The organism is Mucilaginibacter sp. Mucisp86, from assembly GCF_047324315.1.
Lineage (GTDB): Bacteria > Bacteroidota > Bacteroidia > Sphingobacteriales > Sphingobacteriaceae > Mucilaginibacter.
On the sequence record NZ_CP168503.1, the window covers coordinates 401,430 to 427,288 of the forward strand.

The window sequence follows — 25,859 nt, forward strand, 5'->3', positions numbered from 1 at the left end:
TGACCTAATGAAATAAAATTAATGAACCAAAAGATATTAAACGAACTTAAAGATCATCAGGATACCCTGCAAAAGGTAATTGATACGCTTGGCAGCGATATTGAGGTAGCCTGCGATATGATCACTTCAACTATAAAAAACGGTAACAAGGTATTGCTGGCCGGTAACGGCGGTAGTGCTGCTGATGCCCAGCATATTGCAGCGGAGCTTAGCGGGCGTTATGTGAAAGATCGTAAACCTTTACCGGGCATTGCCCTAACTGTTGATACTTCGGCGCTTACTTCTATTGCCAACGACTATGGTTATGAGCATGTATTTTCACGCCAGCTGGAGGCCTTTGCCCGGCCGGGCGATTTATTTATTGGCATTTCTACAAGCGGCAACAGTCCGGGGATTTTAGCAGCCTTTGAGTCGGCTAAAAAACTGAAAGTTAAAACTTTAGGCCTTTCAGGCAGGGATGGTGGTAAAATGAACGGACTTTGTGAATTGAATATCATCGTGCCATCAAATATTACCGCGCGCATCCAGGAAATGCATATCCTTATCGGGCATATCCTGTGTACAGCAGTTGATGATCTTTTTTGATTAATAACATTATATACTAACTTAACCAAGGCAACAGCTTTAAAAACAGGAGGCACCTACGGAGCCAATACTAATCGATTTTTGTCTACACACATGGTACTCCTACGGAGTTTAACATACTGTAAATTCAACTCCATAGGAGTAACATGTTTATAGGAAGAATACACTCCAAAGAAGGGCTCCAGCGGAGCCTCCTATTGGCCATTTGATTTAAAAGCGATTGGCCATCAAGAAGGTTACTACCATAATATAAAGTAGAGACGCATGACATGCGCCTTTTCAACTGATAAAATACAGAGAGACATGTAACGTATCTCTACAGGAAAAAAATAAATGAGGACAGGTTTCGAAAAAACACTTCTTGATAAAATAACTGACCAGCCGTCATTGCAGGCACAGATCAAAAACTGGCAGGCCGAAGGTAAAAAAGTGGTATTTACCAATGGCGTTTTTGACCTGTTGCATATAGGACATCTCACCTACCTGGCTAAAGCAGCCGAACTTGGCGACAAGCTGGTGATTGGTCTTAATGCTGATAGCTCGGTAAAGCGTATCAAAGGCCCAACCCGCCCTGTTAACGATCAAAACAGTCGTGCAGCATTGTTGGCGGCCCTATTTTTTGTAGATGCCATTGTTGTTTTTGAGGAAGATACGCCTCTTAACCTGATCAGTTCCCTCCTACCTGACATCCTGGTAAAAGGTGCAGATTATGCAGTTGAAAACATTGTTGGCGCGAAAGAAGTGATTGCCAACGGCGGCGAGGTTAAAACCATTAATTTTGTTGAAGGATATTCATCAACCTCAATAATCGAAAAAATCAGGAACCAGATTTCCTGAACTTGATATAAACATGAAGATACTGGTGATCCGCTTTAGCTCGATGGGTGATATAATTTATACCACACCTGTTGTGCGCTGCCTAAAAAAGCAGGTACCTGATGCTGAAGTACACTTTTTAACCAAACCGGCCTTCAAATATATTTACGATAATAACCCTTACGTTGATAAACTGCTGTTACTAAAGCCTTCTTTAACAGATACTATCAACGAGATTAAGGCCGAAAAGTATGATCAGATCATTGATCTGCATAATAATCTCCGTACAAGTATAATCAAACTGCGCACAGGCATCAAAGCATCAACCTATAAAAAACAGCCAATTTTAAAATGGCTGAGCTTAAGGCTGAAACGTAACCTGGTAAGTAAGGAGCATTTGGTTGACAGGTATTTAAAAGCAGTTAAGTTTTTAGGCGTAGTTAATGACGATAGCCCGATTGACTATTACATCAAAGCCGAACATGACATAACTAAATTACTTCCGGTTAGTCATCAGAATGGTTATGTTGCTTTTGTAATAGGCGCCACTCATTTTACCAAGCGAATGCCTAATTATAAGATCATCAGTATTTGCAAACAGCTTAATTTACCTGTTTTGCTATTAGGTGGTAATGATGTAAAGACAAATGGTGATGAAATAGCTGCAGCAGTTGGCATTTCGGTTTACAATGCCTGCGGAATAACGTCACTTGATGAGTCGGTTTTCCTGGTATCCAAAGCGCAAAATGTAATTGGTTTTGATACCGGCCTCACACATATTGCCGAAGCATTTAACGTGCCAATAGCCTCGGTTTGGGGCGGCACCACTCCCAACTTGCTGGGCGTTTGGCCTTATAAAGTGAAGGAAGTACTGGTTGCAGGTATTGATCTGCCCTGTCGCCCCTGTTCCAAATTCGGTCTTGAAAAATGCCCCCTTGGCCACTTTAAGTGTATGAACGATATGCCAGAGACAGATATCGTGAGTTTCTCCAACCGATAACTGACAATTGTAAAACATTGCCTGCGTTATACTTACAGCTTCACAACTGTTAATATTTCGCAAAAAACATTAGATGTCTTTTACCGTAAGTGTATTTGTATAACTTTGTGAATTAACTTAAAATCCTTACACGATGAAAAAAACCTTACTCAGCCTGTGCCTTTTAATGGCATCCTTCGCAGCATTTGCTCAATTACCAACCTTTGGCGTTAAAGGAGGCGTAAACTTCGCTACTTTACATGCAACAGTCGATGGATTTAGTGGTTCCGGCAATTCCGGCAGCTTAACCTCATTCAATGTAGGCGCTTTTGTCGATTTCAAATTTGGAAACGTATCATTGCAACCGGCTTTAAACTTTACCGGCAAAGGCGGTTCGTCAAGCTTCGCTGTCGACGATGAAACGAGCTCAAACAGCAAAGTAAAACTTTACTATCTACAGGTACCTGTAAATGTTGTTTACCATGTACCTGCAGTTGTTGGCGACTTTTATTTTGGTGCCGGCCCATACCTTGGCATGGGTATTTCTGGCAAAGCAAAAGATGATAGCGGCAATTCCGAAGATGTTAAATTTGGCAGCGGGCAGGACGAAATTAAAAGAACAGATGCTGGTTTAAATGCCATAGTTGGCTTTAAATTTAAAACCGGCTTTCTTATCAATGCTAACTACGATTGGGGTTTAACCAATATCACCAATGTTGATGGTATTAAACTTACAAACCGCGTTTTCGGCGTTTCAGTAGGCTACGCGTTCTAATTAACCCCCAAAATTAAAGAGGATTCTGCTCCTCTTTAAAAAGGAGGAGTCTTTGCTTCTCCTTTTTAATTTAGTATAATTGAAACCTATTAAAAACCTTTCACGTTATATTTATAAAACCGTAATATTATAAACCGATTGCTCTCCCGTTTAGAATCATGAAAAAATTATTACTGATACGCCACGCAAAAGCCACTCATGAAAGTGGTTATATTGATTTTGACAGGCCGCTAAAACAATCGGGAATGCAGGATGCGGTTTTAATGGCTACCCTATTAAAAGGGCAGTTGCAAATTCCTCAAATTATCATAACAAGTCCGGCGCTTCGTACAAAAACTACTGCCGATATTTTTGCCAACCAGTTTAAATTATCTGCCCCCCGCGAGGATAAAAGAATTTATGAAGCAAGTGAAAATACCTGGGTAAAAGTAATCAACAGCCTGCCCGATGAGTATGATTTTATTGGCATAGTTGGCCATAACCCGGGCATAAGCCAGATATTATACTACCTTACCAGTCAGTTAAAAGAAATGCCTACCTGCGCCGTGGCAGTCATAACTTTTGAAAATGACAGCTGGCAATCTATCAGTGAAGAGGATGGAAAACTGGTACATTTTGATTCGCCGAAGGGATAGTTTTAAGTCCGAAGTCTTAAGTCTATAGTCTTTAGTTCTAAGTCGAAAGATTTTAAAACAGATAGTCACTTTTTGACTTAAGACTTAGAACTTAAAACTTCAATTCACCTTATAAGTTTTCCCCGGCAGCGAGCTGATATAACCCTGCATCTCCATATTTAGTAAGTTCATTGCCAGCTGGCTCATAGGCATATTGGCCTTCAGCGTAAGATCATCGATAGCAACCGGTGTGCTGTTTTGCCGAAGTATATCCATGATCAGCCGTTCATCGTCCGACAGATCAAACGGTAGCATAAATTGCTCAACAGGCTTATTAGTATCATTCTTTTCCCAGCCCAAACTAAAAGCCAGATCAGCAGTACAGGTTAGCAGGCTTGCTTTATTATTGCGGATCAGGAAGTTACAACCTTCAGAAAATTCGTCGCCTAACCGGCCTGGAAAAGCAAATACATCCCGGTTATAAGAATTGGCTATTTCGGCCGTGATAAGTGCACCGCCCTTTATACTGGCTTCAATCACTACTGTTGCGTCGGCAATACCGGCAACAATCCTGTTTCGCTGCGGAAAGTTTTCCCTATCGGGATTGGTTCCCGAAGGATATTCAGACAATAATCCCCCGTTTTGAAGCATTTTATCAGCTGTAGCACGGTTTTGAGCAGGGTAAAGTCTATCAAGCCCATGGCCAAGTACACCTACGGTTGGCAGATTGAGTTTCACGCATTCTTTATGAGCAGCTACATCAATACCATGCGCCAGGCCACTTACTATTAAAACGTTATATTGCTTTAATTCCTCAATCAACTGATGACATAACTGTCGGCCATAATCTGTGGCATTCCGGGTACCCACTATACTAATGATATGAGGAGGGTTAAGATCCATTTTCCCCTTTGCATAAAGCAACACCGGCGAATCGTGGCAATTTTTTAGGCGTTTAGGATACCGGTGATCAGTATAAAAAATAACATCTATACCTTGTTGTTCTATAAACTTAAGCTCCTTTTCGGCCTGCTTTAAAGCATCATCAAAATCCCATTTTACAGCCCGCTTCTCTCCTATTCCCGGTATCCTGGTCATTTTTTCGGGCGAAGCTTTAAACACCTCTTCTTCATTGCCGAGGTAAGCAATTAGTGCTTTAGCCGCTACAGGACCGAGATTTTTAACAAAAGATAAAGCAACTTTATGGAGTAATGACATTGGGTTTAGATGTGCAGATTATAGATTACAGCCCCGCAAATTATAAATATTCAGCCGATTTTCAAGCGGGATCGAATGTTATTTGTAATACAAGCTATACAGTATGAATAACATATTCAGCCTTAAAAGGCACAACTTCTTTACACAATTTACATATCTGTAATCTGCACGCCTACCAAAAAACTACAAAAATAGTTTGCAAACTATAAAAATAGTTCTACCTTTATCTAACTATAAAAATAGTTTACTATGCACATCAAAGAACTAACCAAAGCCGAGGAACAGGTAATGCAGATCCTTTGGCAACTTAAAGAAGCCATTGTTAAAGATATTATCGAGGAAATGCCGGAGCCTAAACCGGCTTACAATACCGTGTCAACTGTAGTAAGGGTACTGGAAGGCAAGGGTTTTATCGACCATAAGGCTTATGGCAACTCGCATGTTTACTTCCCCCTTATCAGCGATGCCGAGTATAAAAAGTTCACTTTTGATAAGATGATGAAAAACTATTTCAGCAATTCGTATCAAAGCCTGGTATCTTTTATTGTAGATGAAAAGAAGATCAGTGTAAAGGAACTGGACGAATTAACTTCACTAATTGACAAGCTTAAAAACGAAAAACAATGAACTGGCTGCATTACCTTCTGGAGGCAAATTTGTACCTCGGCATATTTTATGCGGTGTATTGCCTGTTTTTAAATAAAGAAACACACTACACGCTCAACCGTGTATACTTGTTATTGAGTTGCATAATTTCGTTTGTATTGCCGGTGATACAAATTGGCTGGCTAAAAGCACTCGAATCACCAACTACTGCTTTTATTATACCGCGCAACAGCAAGCAAGCTATTGACCATAAACTGGCAGCACAACCTGCTTTAGATTTTCAGGAGCTGCTGCTTTATGTTTATATATTGGGTGCAATAGTACTTACAACTGTACTTTTAGCACGACTATACCAACTGGCAAAACTTACAAAAGCCACCAAAACCCTGGTTGATGATAAGTATAAACTTATCAATATCGAAGGTTCAAATACGGCTTTCTCCTTCTTTAACTACCTTTTTATCGGCACAAAAACAGAGGCCAACAATATCATTATCAGGCACGAACTGGTGCATATCCGTCAAAAACACTCGGCTGATATTGTTTTCCTCGAGCTGATCAAGATCATCAATTGGTTTAATCCACTGATTTATTTATTGCAGATAAGCCTGAAAACCCTACATGAATATATAGCCGATGAGCAAACGGCAGCGCAGGAAAGCGATGCATTAAGCTACTCATCATTTTTAGTAAGCAACGCTTATGGGTTAAACGGCTCGGCTCTGGCACATTCATTTTTCAATTATAACTTATTAAAAAAGAGGATAATCATGTTAAACCAAAAACGTTCGGGGAAGTTAGCCAGGCTAAAATACCTCGTGGCCGTACCCATAAGCGCCGGCCTGCTTTGCGCGTCGACCTTAGTATTCAGTAAAAGCTATGGATTTATTGACCTGATGCCAGGCTCAAAAAGTACATCCACCGCAACTGTGACTTCCCATAATCCTATTGTCGACACTTCACAAGTCAACAAATTATCCATCACTGCCAAAGGCTATAAGTACGAGGAAACCGGTTACCTTATTAACAGCAAAACCGATTTCCGGGTGATCATTACCGAAAAAAACGGCGAGCAAAAAGAATACTTCAAAAGTAAAGCAACACCAGAAGAATTGGCTACGCTGAAAAGTAAATATGGCTATACCTTCCCTAAAATGATGATCTATCCAAAACTTCCGCCTCCGCCACCTGCACCGCCTGCTCCTGGCAAAAAGCCAAAAGTTACTGACGTAAAGCTTCCGCCTCCGCCACCACCAGCAAATCCGGAAAAAACAAAAAAGGCTCCTAAAGTGGTAGAAGTTCAGGAAGCCATACCTGTAGGTAACCCCGTAGCCTCGGCGCAGCCTTCGGCTTCAGTGCAATTACCCCCTCCACCGCCCCCTGCCGATCCGATGGCACCGCTTTACAAATACATAGCCAAGCATGTAAGGTATCCAGCCGCCGCACGCAACAATCGTATTACAGGGCAGGTAACTGTGGGTTTTAAGCTAAGCAACGGAAAAATAAACGGGGTTAAAGTACTCAAAACTGTTGACCCGCAAATAGATAAAGAGGTAGCAAGGGTAGTGAGTGATTTTGATGAAAAGCTTGACGGCTTAAACCAGGGCGATTATACCCTTACCGTAGCTCTTAAGCTGATAGATTCGCACGATAAATATATAGCTAACAATATTGACAAAGAAAAAAGTCAGGTTGTTGTGGTTGGATATGTAGAATAAACTATTCTTCTATCTTTCTCGACTAAATTCATTGCCGATCGGCCTAAAACCGTCCCGGCAATTTTCTGCGTTCAGACATCTTCTCTTCCTCAAATCTCTTCTTTCACAAATAGTTAAATAATTTCATTTGATATCCAAAAGTTTGTAACTTAGTAATATATCCAATAAAATTTTAACCAAACAAGGCAAACCTATCCAAATACGCTTTGTTTAATTTATACCAATTATACTTCCTGAGCCTTACCAGCAACCTGATTTTGTTCATTTTTAAACTTTATATTATGAAAAAGTTCGGTATCATTTTAGCAATTGTGGGCGTTTTAATGCTCATTGGAGGCAACTTTTTTTATGGTCATACAATCAACGCCGTAGATAGCTCAGGCAGCTCAATTATTACTACCGGCTTAAATGGCGGTTGGACTTTTAAGCTACCTGTTTTTGCCGGTGGTGCTTTATTTTACCTGGGATTTGTTTTCTGGGCTGCATCACGTACCGACAACCAGCACCATGATCATTTGATATAAAACACGCTGCAGATTCAAAGAAATAGTAGCTTTAATAAAAGAGTCATATTACTTTGTCAGGCGAAAATCTGCCTACAAAACCCAGCTTCGGGAAGCACCACGAGCAGGTAAAAACTTACGAAGTTTTTAAAACTTCGTAAGTTTGGATTAGATATCTTATAAACGGCAATGATGTTGACAGCGGGGTATTATCCCTTTACATATATCACCTGTTTGGTTTCAAAAAATTCCTCTTTGAAGTAATCTTTCAGGTTATATTGGGTAACCTTTAACCCCGATTCTTTGATCTCCAGGTCAAGGTTGCCGCCTTTTAAATACAGGATGCCGTTGGGCAATTTATTGTTAGATTCTTTGTTGAATTTACCCTTTACCCATGGATAAAAATCCTTCAGTTGAGTAACAGCACGTGATACTACAAAGTCAAATTTATCAGCAATTTGCTCGGCCCTTGAGTGCGATGCCTTTACATTTTTGAGCCCTAAGCCTGATGCTACTTCACTAACAACCTTGATTTTTTTTCCGATAGAATCAACCAGATGAAACCGGGTCTCCGGAAATAAAATAGCCAGCGGAATACCGGGAAAACCGCCGCCGGTACCTACGTCAAGCACATTTTCGCCCGGTAAAAAAGCCATAACTTTGGCAATACCGAGTGAATGGAGCACGTGGCGTTCATACAAAAGATCAATATCTTTGCGCGAAATTACGTTGATCTGGCTGTTCCAATGCTCATATAAAGCAGGCAATTTTTCAAATTGCTGCCGCTGCTCTGTACTTAAATCAGGAAAATATTGTAGAATTATTTCAGATGTCATCCCTGTTAAAACGGTTAATAATATTGCCAAGCAGGTACCTTGCCCTAAACAATTGAGCCTTTACGGTACCTAAAGGAAGGTCAAGCTGCTGGGCTATTTCCTCGTACGAAAGCTCATCAAAATAGCGTAAAGTAATGAGATTTCTGTAACGTGTTGGCAAGCTTTCAATCAGCAATTTCAACTCCTGGGTTTGTTGTTTTTTGATAGAAGTTTCTTCCGGGTTAAGAGTATCAGCCTTAATTTGCAGGGGCTTTTCATCACCTTCGTCATCCATCATACCATGAATTGACATGGTACTTAACTTCTTTTTTCGAATAAAATCGATGCAATTATTGGTTGCCACCCTAAAAAGCCAGGTACTAAAAGCAAAATCGGGCTGGTATTTTTCAAGCTTTTCAAATGCTTTGGCAAAGGTTTCAACCGTTAAATCCATCGCATCCTCCTTGTTGTTTACCATTTTAAGCACCATAAAATAAATCGAATCTTTATAACGGTGCATCAGGTCAGCATAGGCTTTTTGATCTCCCTGCCTTGCTTTCACAACCAGGTGAAAATCATTCTTTGCATTTTCGGTAAAGTTGGCGTTTATTTCCATTGAGTAGTTTTTAAAAAGGTACCGATCAATCCAAAAACGTTTAAATACATATAATACAATATGTCAAAAAAGGGGAGATACCACAAAAGGTCTTTGCCATTAAGTTTCTTAAATATACGATTATAAATGGCTATTTGTAATATCAACCGAAAAACGCACAAACCTAATGCCAGTAACGGCTCATATCCTAAAATAAGGAATAATATCAATAAAATATAGAATATAAAACCACTAACCGCATCAAAACTAAGCATACGCCTGTGCTGGTTTTTATACAGTTTACCCACACCCATGTGGCGTTTTTTTTGCTTAAACCACGATTTAAATGTGGTTTTAGCTTCTGTAAACATAAATGATTCGGGGCTCAATTCAACTACCGTATTATCGGGAGTAGCATGTTGGTTAACAAACAAATCATCATCGCCGGATATTACGTGCATGTGCGACGCAAACCCTTTTGCACTAAAAAATAACGTTTTTGTATAGGCAAGGTTACGGCCAATACCCATATAAGGGTCGCCGGTTAAGGCGCTGGAAAGATAGTTTGTTGCCGTTTTAATAGTTTCAAAACGGGTAAAAGTGTTAATGAAACCACCTGCCTTATAATAAGGAGAGTAGCCTAAAACTATTTGCACCCCACTTGTAAAATTGGCGGCCATGCGGCTTATCCAGTTTTCGGAAGCCGGTTTGCAATCAGCATCGGTAAATAAAAGATATTCGTTTTTTGAGGCCTTGATCCCCAATGTAAGGGCAAACTTTTTCCCGGTTTTAAAACGGTCATGCTCAGTAATGGTAACAACTTTAAGGCGGGAATAGCGCTTTTGCATCTCCTCCAGCACCTCATCTGATGCATCGTACGAGCAATCGTTAATAACAACTACTTCAAAATCGGTGTAGTTTTGCTCAAGTATGGAAGGCAAATTTTCCTGCAAATTGCGGGCCTCATTACGGGCGCTTATAATAACAGAAACGGGGATCATGACCTGCGGCGGCGGTCCTTCGGCGGGTTTATAGCCTGCAAGGCGGGTGTGCCTGCTTACCAGATAATACAGCTGAACTATAAAACAAAGCTGAAAAAGAATAAAAAGCGCGTCGTGTAAGTACGTTTCCAAACAAAAAAAATAATGAGGCAAATTTGTTAAAAATCAATGAAATTAACCGCCAATATCAGCGTTAATTTGAAGTTTAATGTGCTCTTATTTCACCCCCTTCAAAATAAAAGCACTTTAATTAACATGGTTTTAATATTCAGCACGTTTATAAATAGCTTTTATCCTGCTATAGCCTTTGAAACGGCGGGCATGAGGCTTTTTTTTGTTAATTTTGCAACCCTAAAATGAAATTTAACTTAACAGCACAAGACCCGCTTTCAAAGGCCCGCGCCGGCGAGATCACTACCGACCACGGTACTATACAAACTCCTATTTTTATGCCGGTAGGTACCGCAGGTACCGTAAAAGCAGTACACCAGCATGAACTTAAACAGGATATTTCGGCTCAAATTATACTGGGTAACACCTATCACTTGTACCTGCGTCCGGGTTTAAACACCCTTGAAAGCGCCGGAGGACTGCATAAATTTAATGGATGGGACGGTCCCATCTTAACCGATAGCGGCGGCTACCAGGTATATTCACTAACAGAAGTACGCAAAATTAAAGAGGAAGGCGTTACGTTCCGTTCACATATCGACGGATCAAAACACCTCTTCACTCCCGAAAATGTGATGGATATCCAGCGCGTAATTGGCGCCGATATTATCATGGCTTTTGACGAATGTACACCTTACCCCTGCGATTATAATTACGCAAAACGATCAATAGAAATGACCCATCGCTGGCTTAAACGCTGCTGTGATAGGTTTGACAGCACCCAGCCAAAGTACGGTTACAGTCAAACACTTTTCCCTATTGTACAGGGTTCGGTCTATAAAGATCTGCGTGTGCGTTCGGCCGAAGTGATTGCTTCATATGAGCGCGAAGGCAATGCCATCGGCGGTCTTTCTGTAGGTGAACCTGCCGAAGAAATGTATGCTATGACCGAGATAGTATGCAATATATTACCAGAGCAAAAACCACGCTATTTAATGGGTGTAGGCACACCGGTAAACATCCTTGAAAACATAGCCCTGGGCATTGATATGTTTGATTGTGTTATGCCAACCCGCAATGCCCGCAACGGCATGCTTTTCACCAAAAACGGTATTATAAATATCAAAAACGAAAAGTGGAAAAACGACTTTTCGGCTATTGAAGATGACAGCGATCTGTTTGCAGACAGAGACTACAGCAAGGCTTATTTACGCCACTTGATCCATTCGGGCGAGATGCTGGGTGCTCAGATTGCTACACTGCACAATCTACATTTTTACCTGTGGCTTGTTAAGGAAGCCCGGAAAAAGATTATCGCCGGCGAGTTTTACAACTGGAAAAACATCATGGTAAAACGTCTTGGCCAGCGTTTATAAAAGCCTGAAAAGTTAAAAACCATCACAAGAAAAACATGATTACTAAAAATCAAATAACCTGCAGATGAAAGCTTTTTTTCATAAACATTTAAAGATCATCGATAGGTTTATTATCGGAAAATACCTGGGTACTTTTTTATTTACCATGGGTATTTTTATGGTAATTTCTGTAGTGTTTGACGTGTCAGAAAAGCTGGATAATTTTTTGAATAAGCACGCCAGTTTTCATGATATTGTATTCAGATATTATGCGGGTTTTATACCTTTTTATTTGAATATGTTATCGCCATTGATCAACTTTTTGGCGGTAATTTTCTTCACCGCCAAGATGGCAAACCAAACTGAAATTGTTCCGATACTGAGCGGAAGGGCAAGCTTTAATCGCTTTTTACGACCATATGTAATTGCCTCTACCATCATATTTGTGGTATCATTTTTTGCAAATGTTTACCTCATTCCGTTTACAAATCGCCTCAAAATCGACTTTGAAAATGCCAACGGAATGATGGATAATGACCCAACCAAAGTTGAAGTTCACATGCAAATTGACAAGCATACGTTTGTATATCTCGCCAACTATGACCCGACAACGCATCTCGGGTATAATTTTATAATGGAAAAATTTAACGGTGACACTTTGCGCGAGAAACTAATTGCCAATACAATTCAGTACGATTCGGTAAAAAGAATATGGTCGCTCAAAGAGTACAGTGTTAAATATGTGAACGGCATGAAGGAACAATTCATCAAGAGTTTCACACCAAAAGACACTGTTTTAGATATGCACCCGAGCGATTTTATTGTATACGATAATGTATATCAAGCTATGTCATTAAGCGATTTGAATAAGAATATTGACAAGGAAAAACTGCGCAGACCCGAGTATTTAAAGGCTATTTATTTTGAAAAATACCACCGGTTTGTTTACCCGTTATCGGCATTTGTGCTAACACTTATTGGCGTTTCCATATCCTCAAGAAAGGTACGCGGCGGCGTTGGTTTGCCACTTGGGATAGGCATCCTGTTATGCTTTGCTTATATAATATTAGAGCGGTTTGCACTTGTATTTTCGGTAAAAGGGGGCATGACACCTTTAATAGCCGTGTTCATTCCTAATATCATTTTTGGCATTTTAGGCTATTACCTGCTTCTAAAGGCACCCAAATAATGACACAAAACACCCCTTCATCCCCAAATAAGAACCTAATTATCCTTCATTTTACGGTTTTTGTGTGGGGATTTACCGGAATTTTAGGCGCTCTGATCACGATTTCGGCCGTACAATTGGTGTGGTTTAGGGTACTTATTGCTTTTTTATCGCTGTTTTCGTATTTCAAATTCAATAAAACCGATTTTAAAGTCGACAGAAAAACGCTGATCAAACTGGTGTTTACCGGGGGAATTGTGGGCGGACATTGGATCCTTTTTTTCGCCGCTATCAAGCTTTCCACAGTTGCAGTTACCCTGGTTTGCCTTTCATCCATCACACTTTTCACCGCCATTTTTGAGCCGATCATCAATAAAAAAAGCATTTCAAAACTTGAAATTTTAGCCGGTCTTTTAATTATCACCGGTATTGTTTTGATTTTTAAATTTGAAAGCAGATACACTAAGGGCATCATAACCGGGCTTGCAAGTGCTGTTTGTGCAAGTCTTTTTTCCATCATCAACTCGCGCCAGGTGCAAAAAGTACCGGCACCGGTCATCGCATTTTATGAGCTTTCCGGAGCCTTTGTGTGGATTTCGACATACCTGTTTATAACCTCCGGCTACACCCGGGCCATGCTATTGAAGCCGGCTGATATCGGCTACCTGGTGCTGCTTGGCACCGTGTGCACATCCCTTGCTTACGTGGCCGGTGTATCTGTAATGCGTGAGCTTTCGGCATTCAGAGTTGCCCTGATCACTAACCTTGAGCCGGTATACGGCATCATCCTGTCGTTCATTTTTTTTGGTGACATTAATAAAATGACGCTTGGTTTCTGGGGTGGCGCACTCCTCATTTTGTCTACAATTTTTCTATATCCCGTAGCCCGAAAGCAAATTACCCAACGCAAAAGCAGGGCTTGATCTTTTACATTTTTCACCTCCTTGCTTCATAAAAGCGGTTGAAAAACCGTACTTCCGCCAGCTACCTGATAGCTGTTTGAAAACTCAAATCTGCGCTGCATTTTTAATTTCCAACCCAAAATAGGGGCAAAATCCCCATGTCCGTTTTGGCCATTTTTAGCCCTTTAGAGCGATCCTAATTTTTTAAGGTATTCCGGGCTCAAACAACACTTCAGCGCAAAACAGCGGCAAAATCCGTTTTTTACTTAGTGTACTAAATTCAAAATATAAATTCAGGACACCAATTTCCATAAACCCACTTTTGCTTACTTTTTTTTAGCATGAAAATTTCAGATATTGATTTAATTAAATAAAATATAAATTTTAAAATCAGATATTTATATAAATTATATAAACAAACAATCAAACACAATAAGCCTAAGTAAAATCGCAAAAAACTAAAAATATTAGCAAATAAAATAATCACATTAAAAAGTCATCATATAAATTTAAAAATCAAATAATTAAATTACATTATATAACGTAAAAGTTTCAAATCAGACAAGAACGGAAATGACTTTACAAAGTGTAGTGAAGTAATAATTCAGGAATCAAAAAAAATCAGCGCCCATCTCCCGTCCGTATACAAAATCTGTTTTCGTGCTGATTTTTTTCGCTCTCGTACGATTGTCGTGAAGAAATTTAAGGCGTTAAGATTTTCCAAAAACGCAAACGCCAGGAAAGCACAGCGCGCAAATCTTACCTCTAAAAAAAGAGCACTAAAGTTTTGGATGGCGTACGCTCATTCTGTTTTTCGGGAGAGAGATCGCCGGCAGACGAAATCCTAAAATCTAATGAGCTACGGAAATACCAGACATCGCTGCCGGCAGTAAATATGTGAAGGTAAAAACATGGAGCATCCTCCCGCTCCGATCGAATCAGATTACGAAGGATCAATTTGCCAGAGATCAATTTTTATTAAACATTTAAAAAGCGGATATTGTATTACTCTAAAACCAACATCCATCATGAGCATTAAAACAATAGTCATTGTAGCCATCGCAGTTTTGCTTACCATCGTGCTGATGCAAAATACCGAAGAGGTTTATTTCAAATTTCTGTTCGCCACATTCAGGGTATCTAAACTAATGATGATGCTTGTAGTTGCCGTAACCGGTTTTGTATTGGGGCTGATTGTTGCCTGGCCAAAAAAACAGAAATTCGATATTGAGGGCTATCATGACGCCATACACAAAAAAGACAACACCGATACACTAAGTGACGAAGACAGAGAATACATCAGCTAATATGAAAACAACAATTGGATTTATCGGCCTTAGCCACATGGGCATCAACATGGCCAAAAATCTTATCGCCTCGGGATACCATCTGCAGGTTTACAATCGCACACTTTCAAAAATTGACGAGCTCGGCGCCGGCAACGTAACCAGGTGCCTGAGCCCAGCCGAAGCGGCGGCAAACGTGCCATTTTTGATCTCTATGGTGTCGGATGACGAAGTGTTGCGAGAATCGGCTGTAGGCGACGGCGGAATTTTAAAAACGCTACAGCCAAATGCTGTGCACATATCCATGAGTACCATTTCGCCGGATACTTCTGAAGAATTGGCCAAATTACACGAGCAGGCCGGAAGCCGTTACCTCGCCTCCCCGGTGTTTGGCAGGCCCGAAGCGGCGGCTGCGCGCAAGCTCTGGATTTGCGTTTCAGGCGACGAGCAAACTAAAAATGATGTCCGGCCGATCCTCGATTTATTGGGACAAGCGGTTATAGATTTTGGCCCTTCTGTTGGTGGTGCAAACGTGGTTAAAATAGCAGGCAATTTCATGATCATGGCCTCCATGGAAATGATGGCCGAAGCATTCACCCTCGCTGAGAAAAACGGACTAAGCCGAACACAGGTTTCCGAGTTTTTTGGCTCGACACTTTTCAACGCCCCCATCTTCCAAAATTATGGGAAGCTCATTGCAGGTAAGCAATACGAATCTGTGGGCTTTCAATCAAAACTTGGCTATAAAGACGCGCGCCTGGCGTTCAAATTATCGCAGACAAGCGAGATGCCTATGCCCATCGCAAACGCGGTACACGGCCGCTTATTAACCGCCGTAGCCAAAGGCTGGGGAGAACGAGACTGGGTAGAAGGAATAGGTCGCGGTGTGAGCGAAGATGCTGGAATTTGATTTCGGATTTCGGATGTTCGATTTCGGAATTGTGATTGATGATTTCTGAAATTAATGCCCGATATAAAATAAGATGCCGGATGAAATATTGATCGTTTTACAGATCGATAATTCGTCCGGCATTTTTGTATCTAACAAAACAACTTAATTGGATAAACAAGTCGTTTAAGTTCAGACTTACGAAGCTTTAAAACCCTCGTAAGTCTGTTATTATAACACCAAGTCGTTACCAGGAACGAAGCAATCCCAAACTATCGTGGAGCGCCCCTGCTACTTCGCAATGACACTTTTATTTTTATTACTGGGCAGCTTCCCAAATCCAGCTAAATACGAAATTGAACATCCCAATTCCGAAATCATAAATAGAACACTTCGTTCTCCCCTTCCAAAAATTTCAGATCGGGAGTTTCGGCAAAAATGCCAAACACGGATGCACCGCTTCCACTCATACTGGAGTAGATAGCACCGGCTTCATAAAGGGCAGCTTTGATGCCCCGGATCTCCACATGGTTTTTAAAAACGGTTTGCTCAAAATCATTTTTGATAAGCCTCTTCCAATCGGCAATTGGCTCTCTGATCAAATCAAAAAGCGAGTCCTTTACAAGCGTCGGCTTTATACCACGAAAAGCCTCTCCCGTTGACACATGAACAGGCGGCATTACCAATACTATTTTATATGCCGAGAGATCAAGTTTGATATTTTCAAATTCATCACCCCGTTCAAAAGCAAATACCGGTTTGTTCTCAACAAAAAAGGCGCAGTCGGCGCCCAGGCGACGGGCATAATCGGTCATCTCTTCAACGGATAAACTAAGCTTAAATTCGTCGTTCATCAGCCTGATAAAAAACGCCGCGTCAGATGAGCCACCACCCAAACCCGCGCCTATCGGGATATGCTTATGCAGGTGGATGCTTACGGGTGGCAGGTCATAATCCTGCTTTAGCATATGATAACCTTTAACACAAAGATTATCCTCCATCAGTCCAGGGATGTCCAAGCCGCTTGAAGTAAAACTAAGCCTGTCGCTCTTCACCACTTCAAGGGCGTCTTTAATGTCGATAGGGTAAAAAATGGTTTCGAGATTATGATAACCATCCGGCCGGCGTTCGGTAATATTGAGGCCGATGTTTATTTTTGCATTCGGAAATAAAATCATACAAAGTAATTAACACGAGATGTATTTGCCAACATCCGTAGGAAACCAAAGGTAGATTATTTTTCTTTGCCCTTTGAAACTTTGGTCATTGAGTCATTAGGTCAGTGGTTCATTGGTATCGCTTGTATAAGCCTTTAAAGCTATACACTATCAATACCCATGCAAATACTAATGAACTAATGAACAAGTGAACTGATGAACTAAACAAAATAAAATGAAACAGTATCTCGACCTGATGAGGCATGTGATGGAAACCGGCGCGCAAAAGCATGACAGAACCGGCACCGGTACGGTAAGTGTGTTTGGCTACCAGATGCGTTTCAACCTTAAGGATGGTTTCCCGATGGTGACCACCAAAAAGCTCCACCTCAAATCAATTATCCACGAGCTTATCTGGTTTTTGAGCGGCGACAGCAATATCCGTTACCTGAAAGAAAACGGCGTGCGCATCTGGGACGAATGGGCCGACGAGAACGGCGACCTGGGTCCGGTGTATGGTAAACAATGGCGCTCGTGGCCAACGCCTGATGGGGGCCATATCGACCAGATACAACAGGTGGTAAACCAGCTTAAAAACAATCCCGATTCACGCCGCATTATCGTATCGGCATGGAACGTTGCCGAGGTTAACCAAATGGCATTGCCTCCTTGTCATAGTTTGTTCCAGTTTTATGTAGAACCCCCTAACCCCCTGAAGGGGGAACAGAAGGGAAAGTTGTCTTGCCAGTTGTATCAGAGAAGCGCAGATATTTTCTTAGGTGTTCCGTTCAACATTGCATCTTATGCCCTGCTCACCATGATGATGGCACAGGTATGTGATCTTGACCTTGGCGACTTTGTACACACGCTTGGTGATGCTCATTTATACAACAACCACCTGGAGCAGGTGCGCCTGCAGTTGAGCCGAGATCCGCGACCGCTGCCTACCATGAAAATTAATCCGGAGGTAAAAGATATCTTCTCATTTAAGTTTGAAGATTTCACTTTAGAGAACTATGATCCGTGGCCGCATATTAAAGCGGAAGTGGCGGTGTAGTTCATTTGTTCACTGGTTCATTAGTTCATTGGTATAAGGCGTAGATTGAGTTTACGATTTCAACAGAATTTTGTTATCCTTACAGAATTAAAAAACTACCCGTCATTGCGAGGTACGAAGCAATGACGCATTGAAAAATAAAGGTTCAGATGCTCAGCACCAATGAACCAGTGAACAAATGAACTAATGATTTTATCCATCATCGTAGCCATAGCAAAAAACCACGCTATCGGTAAAGACAATAAATTACTCTGGTACCTGCCTAATGATCTGAAACATTTTAAGGATGTAACTACCGGTCATACCGTGATCATGGGGCGTAAAACTTTTGATTCGGTTGGTAAACCTTTACCTAAGCGCCGCAATATTGTAATTACGCGGCAAGTCATCAGCATTGAGGGCTGCGAGGTGGTGCCATCTGTCGAAGCAGCTATTGAGCTTTGCAAAGCCGAGGATGAAGTTTTTATTGTTGGCGGGGCCGAGATCTACCGGCAGTCTATCCCGCTAACTGATCGCATATATCTCACCATAATTGACCAGGATTTTGAGGGGGATACCTTCTTCCCGGAGTTAAATCCGGACGAGTGGCAGGAAAAAGATCGCGAAGATTTTGAGCCCGACGAAAAAAACAAGTATAAATATTCGTTTATCACACTTGAGCGTCGCTAACATTTTTTGTCATGATTTTGTTTTAATTTAAAATTTTGTGCTTACGAAATTTTATTAGATTTGCTGCCTTATTAAAAAAAGCTTATAAACTAATTTATTACATATTAAAAATTCGATGCAAGGCAAAGGGGTTATTAAATTTTTCGCCATACTACTGGCAGTTGTGTGCTTGTACCAGCTATCATTTACGTGGGTGGCACACAAAGTTGAGAGTGATGCCAACGTATATTCAAAGGGTGATTCTGCGAAATATAAAGCTTACTTGGATTCTGTTTCCAATCAGCCGGTATATCCGCTATTCAAACATGACTATGCTTATGTAAAGCAAAGGGAAATTGCATTAGGTTTGGATTTAAAAGGTGGTATGAACGTTACCATGCAGATCCAGCTTGATGAACTGGTTAGGAAAATCGCCAACAACAATCCTGATGCTACTTTCAATCAGGCTTTGGCTAATGCCGATAAATTGCAGGCCAACGCTCAAACCAGCCAAAAAGACTATATTGCATTATTTGTAAGCGAATACGAAAAGCTCAATCCTAATGGTAAGCTTGCCGCCATCTTTTCAACAAAAGATAACCAGGACCACCTGAAGTATAATGCTTCAAACAGCGAGGTTAAAACTTACCTTGAGGATCTGGCTTCAACAGCGGTTAAACAATCATTCACCGTTTTGAACACCCGTATCAACCAGTTCGGTGTAACCCAGCCTAACATCCAGTTGCAACAAGGTTCAAACAGGATTTTGGTTGAACTACCAGGTGTTAAAGAACCCGAGCGTGTTCGTAAATTACTTTCGGGCTCTGCAAAATTGGAGTTTTACGAAACTTTTGATAACGCTGAGGCTTACCAATACCTGATCAATGTTGATAACCTGCTTGCTGCAAAAAGCAAAACAGCAAAAGCCGATACCGGTAAATCAGCGAAAGCTGATACCACTGCAAAACTTGCAGCCGGAAAAGCAGATACTGCTAAAGGCAGCTCGTTATTAAGCAAAGTTCAGAAAAACGCTGCTAAAAACGATACTTCAGCCGCTTCATTAAGCAAAACCAAATTAGCTGCACAACACCCGTTGTTTGCAGTAATGTCATTAAACGTTGGCCAGGGAGCAAACGGCCAGCAGCAATTAGGCCCGGGCCCTGTTGTTGGTTACGCTCCACTTCAGGATACTGCTAAAGTAAATTCATACCTGCACAGTGCCGATGCGCAGTCAGTTATTCCGCGCAACCTGAAATTTTTATGGGAAGTAAAACCTATCAAAAATACCAAAACCTTTGCATTATACGCTATCAAACTTACAGGTGCCGAAAACGGCCCGGTATTATCAGGTGACGTAATTAACGATGCCCGTGCTGATAATGACCAGAAAGGCAGCCCTGAGGTTGTGATGATCATGAACTCGGAAGGTGCCCAAAAATGGCGTGCAGTTACTGCTGAAGCATCATCAGGTACTAACAAAAAGGCTATCGCTATCGTATTGGACGATAACGTATACTCTGCTCCTACTGTGCAAAACGAAATTTCAGGTGGTGTATCATCAATCTCTGGTAACTTCACTATTGATGACACCCGCGACTTAGCCAACGTGTTAAAAGCCGGTCGCTTACCGGCTCCTGCCCACATTGTATCTGAGTCAATTGTTGGTCCGTCATTAGGTCAGGAAGCTATTACTGCCGGTATTACTTCAAGTATTTTAGGTTTAGTTGTGGTATTGATCTTCATGATCGCTTATTACAACCGTGCAGGTACTGTAGCGGTAGTTGCGGTAATCATCAACATCTTCTTCCTGATGGGTGTATTAACCAGCTTAGGCGCTGTGTTAACCGTACCGGGTGTTGCAGGTATCGTATTAACCTTAGGTATTGCGGTAGATGCCAACGTACTGGTTTACGAACGTGTACGTGAAGAGCTTGGCTTAGGCAAATCATTAAGGGTTGCTGTTGCCGACGGGTTCAAACATGCTTTGCCTTCAATCCTCGACTCACAGATCAGTACGTTCCTTACCGGTTTAATCCTGTTTGTATTTGGTTCAGGTCCTATCCAGGGCTTTGCAACCACTTTGATGATCGGTATTGCAACTTCACTGTTCTGTTCGTTATTGATTTCAAGGGTTATATTTGAGTGGATGCTTGACAAAAACATGGATATTAAATTCTCAAATCCATGGAGCTCACATACCTTTAAAAATGCAAACTTTGCGTTCGTTAAAAACCGTGGCAAGTTCTACATTTTCTCAGGCTTGTTCATTGCTGCAGGTTTGGTATCTATCTTTACCCGTGGATTTACCTACGGTGTGGATTTTGAAGGCGGCCGTAATTACATTGTTAGCTTCCCTAACAAAACCGTTACTACCGAGCAGATCCACGATGCTATTGATGCTACTTTAGGTCGCAGCACCGAGGTTAAAACTATGGGTACCGATAAATTCAGTATCACTACCAACTACCTGTTTAATGATAACTCAACTGCTGCTGATGCTAAAGTAAGGGCAACCCTTGTTAGCACATTAGCTAATAAGGCTGAAACTAAAATTACCGACAGTAATATTTTAGGTGGTTCAAAAGTAAGCGCTACTATTGCCGATGAGTTAAAAACATCAGCTATCTACACCGTATTGTTCGCCATCTTCGTAATCTCGGCTTATATCCTGATCCGTTTCCGCAAATGGCAGTTTAGCCTGGGCGCGATGATCGCGACCGCTCACGATGCGTTGTTAGTATTGTCGTTCTTCTCATTATTCAATGGTTTCCTTCCGTTCTCACTGGATATTGACCAGGCGTTTATTGCGGCTATCCTTACTGTAATTGGTTATTCAATTAACGATACCGTGGTAGTATTTGACAGGATCCGTGAATTCCTTGAACACTCTAACAAAAACGAAAAACCGGAAGAGGTTATTAACAAAGCTATCAACAGCACATTGAGCCGTACAATCATTACTGCATTAACCGTGGTATTCGTATTGTTAGTATTGTTCATCTTTGGTGGTGACGTTATCAAAGGCTTCTCGTTCGCGTTATTAATTGGTGTTCTTTTCGGTACATACTCGTCGATCTGCGTGGCAACACCGGTAATCGTTGACTTTGGAAAGAAAGACCTTAAATAAAATAAAGTTTAAATAACTGAAAGGCTCCAAAGTAATTTGGGGCCTTTTTTGTTATCGTTGATCTCTATTAAAAAACATGGAAAACGACCGACAGATGGTGTTGCATATCGTAAACAATGAGTTATAATTGCATTGTATTTCAATACACATCGGCATTGGCGGCACGGAGATTGTGCTACAACTAAATATGGGCTTTATTGCCTGTAAAAGAACATATTTTTAATAATAACCTGCTCATGAATACATCCAATGATTCCAAATTTCCTTTAGTAGTAATAGTGGGCGGCGGCTTCGGCGGCCTGCAGGTGGCAAAACAACTAAAGGACAAACCAGTAGACGTTTTGATGCTGGATAAGCACAACTACCATACTTTTCAACCCCTTTTATACCAGGTGGCCATGGGTAGCCTCGAATCGGAGTCGATAGCTTTTTCCCTGCGGAAGAATTTTTCCAGTCAAAAAAACTTCCGCTTCAGGATAGCCGAAGTAACCAGGGTTGACGCTGATAACAACATGCTCGAAACCACTATAGGTAATATTGCCTATGATTACCTGGTGATAGCAACCGGTTCAACCACCAACTTTTTCGGCAATAAGGATATTGAGCATTATTCCATGCCGATGAAGTCGATCCCCGAGGCGCTTAACCTCCGGTACTCCATTCTGCAAAACATCGAGGAAGCGCTGCTTAAAGTTGGCAAAGCCGAGCGCGATCCCTACCTTACCTTTGTGCTGGTAGGCGCCGGGCCAACCGGTGTTGAGCTTGCCGGCTCACTGGCCGAACTCCGCAACCACGTTTTGACCAAAGACTACCCCGAGCTTAAAAAAGAGGATATGAAGGTATACCTGGTCGACTTTCTGCCCAAAGTACTCGGACCTTTCTCTGAGCAGGCATCCAACGCGGCACGCACATTCCTGACCAATATGGGCGTGGAGGTATTAACGGGTGTTAAGGTAGAGAGTTATGACGGTGAGGAAATAAAGTTTGAAGGCGGCAAAACTATCCGCACCAAAAACGTGATCTGGAGCGCCGGGGTTATGGGCGTTGTACCCGAAGGTTTTGATAAAGACGTTATTGAACGTGGAAATAGAATAAAGGTAGATAGCGTTGGCCGCGTTGTTGGCTTTAACAACGTATTTGCCATTGGTGACGTTGCTGCCATGATCACCGACGAAACACCTAAGGGGCACCCGGGCGTGGCGCAGGTAGCCATACAAATGGGGCAACATGTGGCTAAAAACATCATTCACATCATTAACGGTGAACAAACCTCGCCGTTTAAGTACAATGATAAAGGTTCATTGGCTACCATTGGCCGTAATAAGGCAGTGGCTGACTTAGGCAAAGTGAAGTTCCAGGGATTTTTTGCCTGGCTGGTGTGGATGTTTGTGCACCTGATATCGCTTTTAGGCGGCCGTAACAAGGTGATCGTATTTATTAACTGGGTGTCAAGCTATGTAACCTATAATGGCGGCACAAGGCTTATAATCCGCAAATTTGAGCGCGAAGGTTTAACTGAAGATCAGCATTTGCCTAACGCGGTTGATTAGTTTAAGTTTGAAGTCCGGAGTCGGAAGTCAGAAGTTTTAAGTTGGAAGTTTAGTGTTTTGTAAACTAAATTGATGACTTTTGATTTAGTACTTAAGACTTTCGACTTAAAGATGAACATCAAAATAACCGAATGCCCCCGCGATGCCATGCAGGGTATTCATAATTTTATTCCTACTGAGATAAAAGCAGCGTATATTAACCTGCTTTTACAGGTAGGTTTTGATACGATAGATTTTGGGAGCTTTGTATCGCCGAAGGCCATCCCCCAACTACAGGACACAGCCGATGTATTGAAGAGGCTTGACCTAAGTAATACCAGTTCAAAGCTGCTGGCTATTATAGCCAATTACCGCGGAGCTGAAGACGCTGTGAAGCATAGTGAGATTACCTATCTGGGGTACCCCTTTTCCATTTCCGAAACTTTTCAGCTCCGGAATACAAACTCAACCATTGAGCAGGCCTTTGAAACTGTACAACGGATAAATGAATTGTGCCAGAAAAGCGGTAAGCAATTACTTGTTTATCTTTCCATGGGTTTCGGAAACCCTTACGGCGATGAATGGAACACCGGCATCATTGAATACTGGGCAGAAAAAATGATAGCCGAAGGTATAAAAAACATCGCCCTTGCCGATACCATAGGCATTGCAGATGCAGCGCAGATCAGCAGCATTTATCCTAATCTTTGCCGTTTATTTCCAAAAACGGAGTTTGGTATTCATCTCCACTCTACTCCCGATACCTGGCAGCCCAAAATAGCGGCCGCCCATCAAAGCGGATGCAAGCGTTTCGATACTGCATTGAAAGGCTACGGAGGCTGTCCGATGGCTAAAGATGACCTTACAGGCAATATCGCCACCGAAAACCTACTTGCTTATCTTAAAATACAAAACGAACCTACAGGGCTTAATATGGACAAATTTCAGGAAGCGATGAACTATTCGGGAAAGGTGTTTGTCTGAATCAGAATTTATAGAATTTAAGGATTTTCAGAATGCAGCTAACATTATATCTGCCTAAATAAAGTGAAGAACATTTATTCTGTTAATTTTAAAATTCTGCAAATTCTGATTCAGACAACCTTTACGCTGCCGCGCTCTTAGCCGCTTTTGCAGCTTTGCTTTTCACCACCCGGTCAAAATTTTCCATTACCAGTACAGCTGCGCCAATCAATTCAGCATCAAAACCAAGCTCTGATACCAGTAACTCTGTACCGGCAGCCAAACGCGGGATACAATACTTGTGCAGTGCTTGTTGTATTGGGGCTGTTAAAATTTTAGCCACTTTGGCTCCGCGGCCGCTTAACACAATAATTGCCGGGTTCATGATGTGGATAAGGATGGCCAGGGCCTTCCCTATTTTGTAACCGGCGTCTGATAAAAGTTCAATGGCAAACTGGTCGCCGTTATTGGCAGCTTCTATCAGGGCATCGCCCATCAGTTTAGAATGATCTTCACCGTTGTATTTCAAGCTGGTTACACGGCCTTTTTTGATGCCCTCTATAGCTTTACGGGCCACCACAAGCAGCGAGGCTTCGGCTTCGAGACAGCCGCGCTTACCACATTCGCAAAGGGAGCCATCTTCTGATAACGGAATATGACTCAATTCCCCGGCAAAACCGTTGTGACCGCGAAATAGCTTGCCGTTTACAATCATCCCCAAACCAATACCCCAACCCAGGTTAATTACCATAACTTCCTGCTGTGATTTGGCTATACCGAATTTTTGTTCGGCGAGCGCAATGAGGCTCGAATCGTTATCGATATAAGTTGCGATGCCTGTTTTTGAAGTAAGATAAGCTGTCAGGCTTTGTCCACCGGCATCAAGGTAAGTGTAATTGATGCCTTCGGTAATATTTATAAATCCTGGCATACCGATGCCTATACCGGCAATTTTTTCTTTTGGGATGCCACTATGTACAATATAGCCATTAATCTGATCGACCAGTGTAGGTAAAGCCTCCGGATTATTAAGCAGTTTAAGCTCAAAAGTAAGCATATCTGCAACCGGGTTGTTTAACAGATCAAACATCTGGATGCGGGCGGTAAGCTGATCAAGTGCAATTGCTAAAATATGCATGGCGCTTGATTTTACCGAATACATTAACGGGCGACGGCCGCCGCTTGAGGGGGCATAACCCTGCTCAACAACAAAACCCTCGTGCATTAATTCGTTTATAGCTTTGGCTATAGACGGAATACTTTTATCAAATAACTCACTTAATCCTGCGCACGACATGGCCTTATTAAAATAAAGCCTTTTAATGATCATATTTTTTAACTGGCTGCCTTTTACCCCTTTATTCGTAAGTTCCATCAACAATTATTATAGTTTGGTTTATAACAGGCAACACCTTAGTGTTCTGAATTTTATAAAATTAAAA

Annotated in this window: 24 protein-coding genes; 18 read left to right on the forward strand and 6 right to left on the reverse strand. The window is 41.6% G+C overall.

What is annotated here, in order from left to right; all coding sequences use genetic code 11:
- Positions 1-21: 21 nt before the first annotated feature.
- The 5 genes from ACEN9X_RS01655 to ACEN9X_RS01675 all read left to right on the forward strand — a co-directional run bounded on the left by ACEN9X_RS01655 (position 22) and on the right by ACEN9X_RS01675 (position 3,790).
- The gene (locus ACEN9X_RS01655) at positions 22-585 is read left to right on the forward strand and encodes a D-sedoheptulose 7-phosphate isomerase (protein WP_413668748.1); all 564 of its coding nucleotides are present in this window, start codon (positions 22-24) and stop codon (positions 583-585) included.
- Positions 586-918: 333 nt separating this feature from the next.
- Positions 919-1,422 carry a D-glycero-beta-D-manno-heptose 1-phosphate adenylyltransferase gene (gene rfaE2 / locus ACEN9X_RS01660; RefSeq protein WP_413668749.1) on the forward strand — a complete coding sequence of 168 codons (504 nt, stop codon included), beginning with the start codon at positions 919-921 and terminating at the stop codon, positions 1,420-1,422.
- Between the two features lie 13 nt (positions 1,423-1,435).
- A complete protein-coding gene (locus tag ACEN9X_RS01665; protein WP_413668750.1) occupies positions 1,436-2,401 on the forward strand; it encodes a glycosyltransferase family 9 protein in 966 nt (321 codons plus the stop codon).
- A 133-nt stretch (positions 2,402-2,534) separates the two neighbouring features.
- Complete coding sequence (locus ACEN9X_RS01670; protein WP_413668751.1) at positions 2,535-3,155, forward strand: porin family protein; 621 nt, start codon at positions 2,535-2,537, stop codon at positions 3,153-3,155.
- A gap of 158 nt (positions 3,156-3,313) precedes the next feature.
- Positions 3,314-3,790 (forward strand): SixA phosphatase family protein, encoded by a 477-nt coding sequence (locus ACEN9X_RS01675; RefSeq protein WP_413668752.1) that lies wholly within the window; start codon positions 3,314-3,316, stop codon positions 3,788-3,790.
- Between the two features lie 99 nt (positions 3,791-3,889).
- On the opposite strand, the gene dprA is transcribed toward ACEN9X_RS01675, so the two are convergent.
- Positions 3,890-4,987, reverse strand: coding sequence for a DNA-processing protein DprA (gene dprA, locus ACEN9X_RS01680; protein WP_413668753.1), 1,098 nt, complete (start codon positions 4,985-4,987; stop codon positions 3,890-3,892).
- 249 nt (positions 4,988-5,236) lie between these two features.
- Here dprA and ACEN9X_RS01685 point away from each other — a divergent pair, with 249 nt between their 5' ends.
- The 3 genes from ACEN9X_RS01685 to ACEN9X_RS01695 all read left to right on the forward strand — a co-directional run bounded on the left by ACEN9X_RS01685 (position 5,237) and on the right by ACEN9X_RS01695 (position 7,835).
- A complete protein-coding gene (locus ACEN9X_RS01685; protein WP_091210684.1) occupies positions 5,237-5,614 on the forward strand; it encodes a BlaI/MecI/CopY family transcriptional regulator in 378 nt (125 codons plus the stop codon).
- Entirely contained in the window at positions 5,611-7,311 is a 1,701-nt protein-coding gene (locus tag ACEN9X_RS01690; RefSeq protein ID WP_413668754.1) for a M56 family metallopeptidase, read from the forward strand. The genes ACEN9X_RS01685 and ACEN9X_RS01690 overlap by 4 nt, the downstream gene beginning before the upstream one ends.
- 281 nt (positions 7,312-7,592) lie before the next feature.
- Positions 7,593-7,835, forward strand: coding sequence for a hypothetical protein (locus ACEN9X_RS01695; RefSeq protein WP_413668755.1), 243 nt, complete (start codon positions 7,593-7,595; stop codon positions 7,833-7,835).
- A 188-nt stretch (positions 7,836-8,023) separates the two neighbouring features.
- Here the strand turns inward: ACEN9X_RS01695 and rsmG are convergent, their stop codons facing one another.
- Genes rsmG through ACEN9X_RS01710 form a run of 3 tightly spaced genes read right to left on the reverse strand, consistent with a single transcriptional unit; the run spans position 8,024 to position 10,357 of the window.
- Entirely contained in the window at positions 8,024-8,650 is a 627-nt protein-coding gene (gene rsmG / locus ACEN9X_RS01700; RefSeq protein ID WP_413668756.1) for a 16S rRNA (guanine(527)-N(7))-methyltransferase RsmG, read from the reverse strand.
- Entirely contained in the window at positions 8,640-9,245 is a 606-nt protein-coding gene (locus ACEN9X_RS01705; protein WP_413668757.1) for an RNA polymerase sigma factor, read from the reverse strand. Before ACEN9X_RS01705 ends, rsmG begins: the two co-directional genes overlap by 11 nt.
- Entirely contained in the window at positions 9,236-10,357 is a 1,122-nt protein-coding gene (locus ACEN9X_RS01710) for a glycosyltransferase (protein ID WP_413668758.1), read from the reverse strand. The genes ACEN9X_RS01705 and ACEN9X_RS01710 overlap by 10 nt, the downstream gene beginning before the upstream one ends.
- A gap of 224 nt (positions 10,358-10,581) precedes the next feature.
- Between ACEN9X_RS01710 and tgt the strand changes: the two genes are divergently transcribed.
- From tgt to ACEN9X_RS01735, 5 genes are all read left to right on the forward strand, one after another.
- The gene (gene tgt, locus ACEN9X_RS01715; RefSeq protein WP_413668759.1) at positions 10,582-11,712 is read left to right on the forward strand and encodes a tRNA guanosine(34) transglycosylase Tgt; all 1,131 of its coding nucleotides are present in this window, start codon (positions 10,582-10,584) and stop codon (positions 11,710-11,712) included.
- A gap of 64 nt (positions 11,713-11,776) precedes the next feature.
- Positions 11,777-12,880 (forward strand): LptF/LptG family permease, encoded by a 1,104-nt coding sequence (locus tag ACEN9X_RS01720; RefSeq protein WP_413668760.1) that lies wholly within the window; start codon positions 11,777-11,779, stop codon positions 12,878-12,880.
- Positions 12,880-13,782: a DMT family transporter gene (locus tag ACEN9X_RS01725; protein ID WP_413668761.1), complete on the forward strand. Its 903-nt coding sequence runs from the start codon at positions 12,880-12,882 to the stop codon at positions 13,780-13,782. The genes ACEN9X_RS01720 and ACEN9X_RS01725 overlap by 1 nt, the downstream gene beginning before the upstream one ends.
- Positions 13,783-14,789: 1,007 nt before the next feature.
- A complete protein-coding gene (locus ACEN9X_RS01730; RefSeq protein WP_413668762.1) occupies positions 14,790-15,068 on the forward strand; it encodes a lipopolysaccharide assembly protein LapA domain-containing protein in 279 nt (92 codons plus the stop codon).
- A gap of 1 nt (position 15,069) precedes the next feature.
- The gene (locus ACEN9X_RS01735) at positions 15,070-15,957 is read left to right on the forward strand and encodes an NAD(P)-dependent oxidoreductase (RefSeq protein ID WP_413668763.1); all 888 of its coding nucleotides are present in this window, start codon (positions 15,070-15,072) and stop codon (positions 15,955-15,957) included.
- Positions 15,958-16,313: 356 nt separating this feature from the next.
- Here the strand turns inward: ACEN9X_RS01735 and ispE are convergent, their stop codons facing one another.
- A complete protein-coding gene (ispE, locus tag ACEN9X_RS01740; RefSeq protein ID WP_413668764.1) occupies positions 16,314-17,114 on the reverse strand; it encodes a 4-(cytidine 5'-diphospho)-2-C-methyl-D-erythritol kinase in 801 nt (266 codons plus the stop codon).
- Between the two features lie 214 nt (positions 17,115-17,328).
- Here ispE and ACEN9X_RS01745 point away from each other — a divergent pair, with 214 nt between their 5' ends.
- From ACEN9X_RS01745 to ACEN9X_RS01765, 5 genes are all read left to right on the forward strand, one after another.
- Positions 17,329-18,150 (forward strand): thymidylate synthase, encoded by an 822-nt coding sequence (locus ACEN9X_RS01745; RefSeq protein ID WP_413668765.1) that lies wholly within the window; start codon positions 17,329-17,331, stop codon positions 18,148-18,150.
- Positions 18,151-18,336: 186 nt separating this feature from the next.
- The gene (locus ACEN9X_RS01750) at positions 18,337-18,819 is read left to right on the forward strand and encodes a dihydrofolate reductase (RefSeq protein WP_413668766.1); all 483 of its coding nucleotides are present in this window, start codon (positions 18,337-18,339) and stop codon (positions 18,817-18,819) included.
- A gap of 115 nt (positions 18,820-18,934) precedes the next feature.
- Positions 18,935-21,925, forward strand: coding sequence for a protein translocase subunit SecDF (secDF, locus tag ACEN9X_RS01755; RefSeq protein ID WP_413668767.1), 2,991 nt, complete (start codon positions 18,935-18,937; stop codon positions 21,923-21,925).
- 236 nt (positions 21,926-22,161) lie between these two features.
- A complete protein-coding gene (locus tag ACEN9X_RS01760; RefSeq protein ID WP_413668768.1) occupies positions 22,162-23,475 on the forward strand; it encodes an NAD(P)/FAD-dependent oxidoreductase in 1,314 nt (437 codons plus the stop codon).
- A 72-nt stretch (positions 23,476-23,547) separates the two neighbouring features.
- Complete coding sequence (locus tag ACEN9X_RS01765; protein WP_413668769.1) at positions 23,548-24,438, forward strand: hydroxymethylglutaryl-CoA lyase; 891 nt, start codon at positions 23,548-23,550, stop codon at positions 24,436-24,438.
- A gap of 121 nt (positions 24,439-24,559) precedes the next feature.
- Here the strand turns inward: ACEN9X_RS01765 and ACEN9X_RS01770 are convergent, their stop codons facing one another.
- Positions 24,560-25,792 carry an ROK family protein gene (locus tag ACEN9X_RS01770; RefSeq protein ID WP_413668770.1) on the reverse strand — a complete coding sequence of 411 codons (1,233 nt, stop codon included), beginning with the start codon at positions 25,790-25,792 and terminating at the stop codon, positions 24,560-24,562.
- Positions 25,793-25,859: the final 67 nt, after the last annotated feature.

Coding starts and splice junctions, on each gene's coding strand:
- ACEN9X_RS01695 (WP_413668755.1), top strand. CDS start 7,593: ATGAAAAAGTTCGGTATCATTTTAGCAATTGTGGGCGTTTTAATGCTC.
- ACEN9X_RS01675 (WP_413668752.1), top strand. CDS start 3,314: ATGAAAAAATTATTACTGATACGCCACGCAAAAGCCACTCATGAAAGT.
- ACEN9X_RS01770 (WP_413668770.1), bottom strand. CDS start 25,792: ATGGAACTTACGAATAAAGGGGTAAAAGGCAGCCAGTTAAAAAATATG.
- ACEN9X_RS01745 (WP_413668765.1), top strand. CDS start 17,329: ATGAAACAGTATCTCGACCTGATGAGGCATGTGATGGAAACCGGCGCG.
- secDF (WP_413668767.1), top strand. CDS start 18,935: ATGCAAGGCAAAGGGGTTATTAAATTTTTCGCCATACTACTGGCAGTT.
- ACEN9X_RS01725 (WP_413668761.1), top strand. CDS start 12,880: ATGACACAAAACACCCCTTCATCCCCAAATAAGAACCTAATTATCCTT.
- ACEN9X_RS01655 (WP_413668748.1), top strand. CDS start 22: ATGAACCAAAAGATATTAAACGAACTTAAAGATCATCAGGATACCCTG.
- ACEN9X_RS01670 (WP_413668751.1), top strand. CDS start 2,535: ATGAAAAAAACCTTACTCAGCCTGTGCCTTTTAATGGCATCCTTCGCA.
- ACEN9X_RS01720 (WP_413668760.1), top strand. CDS start 11,777: ATGAAAGCTTTTTTTCATAAACATTTAAAGATCATCGATAGGTTTATT.
- dprA (WP_413668753.1), bottom strand. CDS start 4,987: ATGTCATTACTCCATAAAGTTGCTTTATCTTTTGTTAAAAATCTCGGT.
- ACEN9X_RS01735 (WP_413668763.1), top strand. CDS start 15,070: ATGAAAACAACAATTGGATTTATCGGCCTTAGCCACATGGGCATCAAC.
- ACEN9X_RS01730 (WP_413668762.1), top strand. CDS start 14,790: ATGAGCATTAAAACAATAGTCATTGTAGCCATCGCAGTTTTGCTTACC.
- rfaE2 (WP_413668749.1), top strand. CDS start 919: ATGAGGACAGGTTTCGAAAAAACACTTCTTGATAAAATAACTGACCAG.
- ACEN9X_RS01665 (WP_413668750.1), top strand. CDS start 1,436: ATGAAGATACTGGTGATCCGCTTTAGCTCGATGGGTGATATAATTTAT.
- rsmG (WP_413668756.1), bottom strand. CDS start 8,650: ATGACATCTGAAATAATTCTACAATATTTTCCTGATTTAAGTACAGAG.
- ACEN9X_RS01690 (WP_413668754.1), top strand. CDS start 5,611: ATGAACTGGCTGCATTACCTTCTGGAGGCAAATTTGTACCTCGGCATA.
- ispE (WP_413668764.1), bottom strand. CDS start 17,114: ATGATTTTATTTCCGAATGCAAAAATAAACATCGGCCTCAATATTACC.
- ACEN9X_RS01760 (WP_413668768.1), top strand. CDS start 22,162: ATGAATACATCCAATGATTCCAAATTTCCTTTAGTAGTAATAGTGGGC.
- ACEN9X_RS01750 (WP_413668766.1), top strand. CDS start 18,337: ATGATTTTATCCATCATCGTAGCCATAGCAAAAAACCACGCTATCGGT.
- ACEN9X_RS01705 (WP_413668757.1), bottom strand. CDS start 9,245: ATGGAAATAAACGCCAACTTTACCGAAAATGCAAAGAATGATTTTCAC.
- ACEN9X_RS01685 (WP_091210684.1), top strand. CDS start 5,237: ATGCACATCAAAGAACTAACCAAAGCCGAGGAACAGGTAATGCAGATC.
- tgt (WP_413668759.1), top strand. CDS start 10,582: ATGAAATTTAACTTAACAGCACAAGACCCGCTTTCAAAGGCCCGCGCC.
- ACEN9X_RS01765 (WP_413668769.1), top strand. CDS start 23,548: ATGACTTTTGATTTAGTACTTAAGACTTTCGACTTAAAGATGAACATC.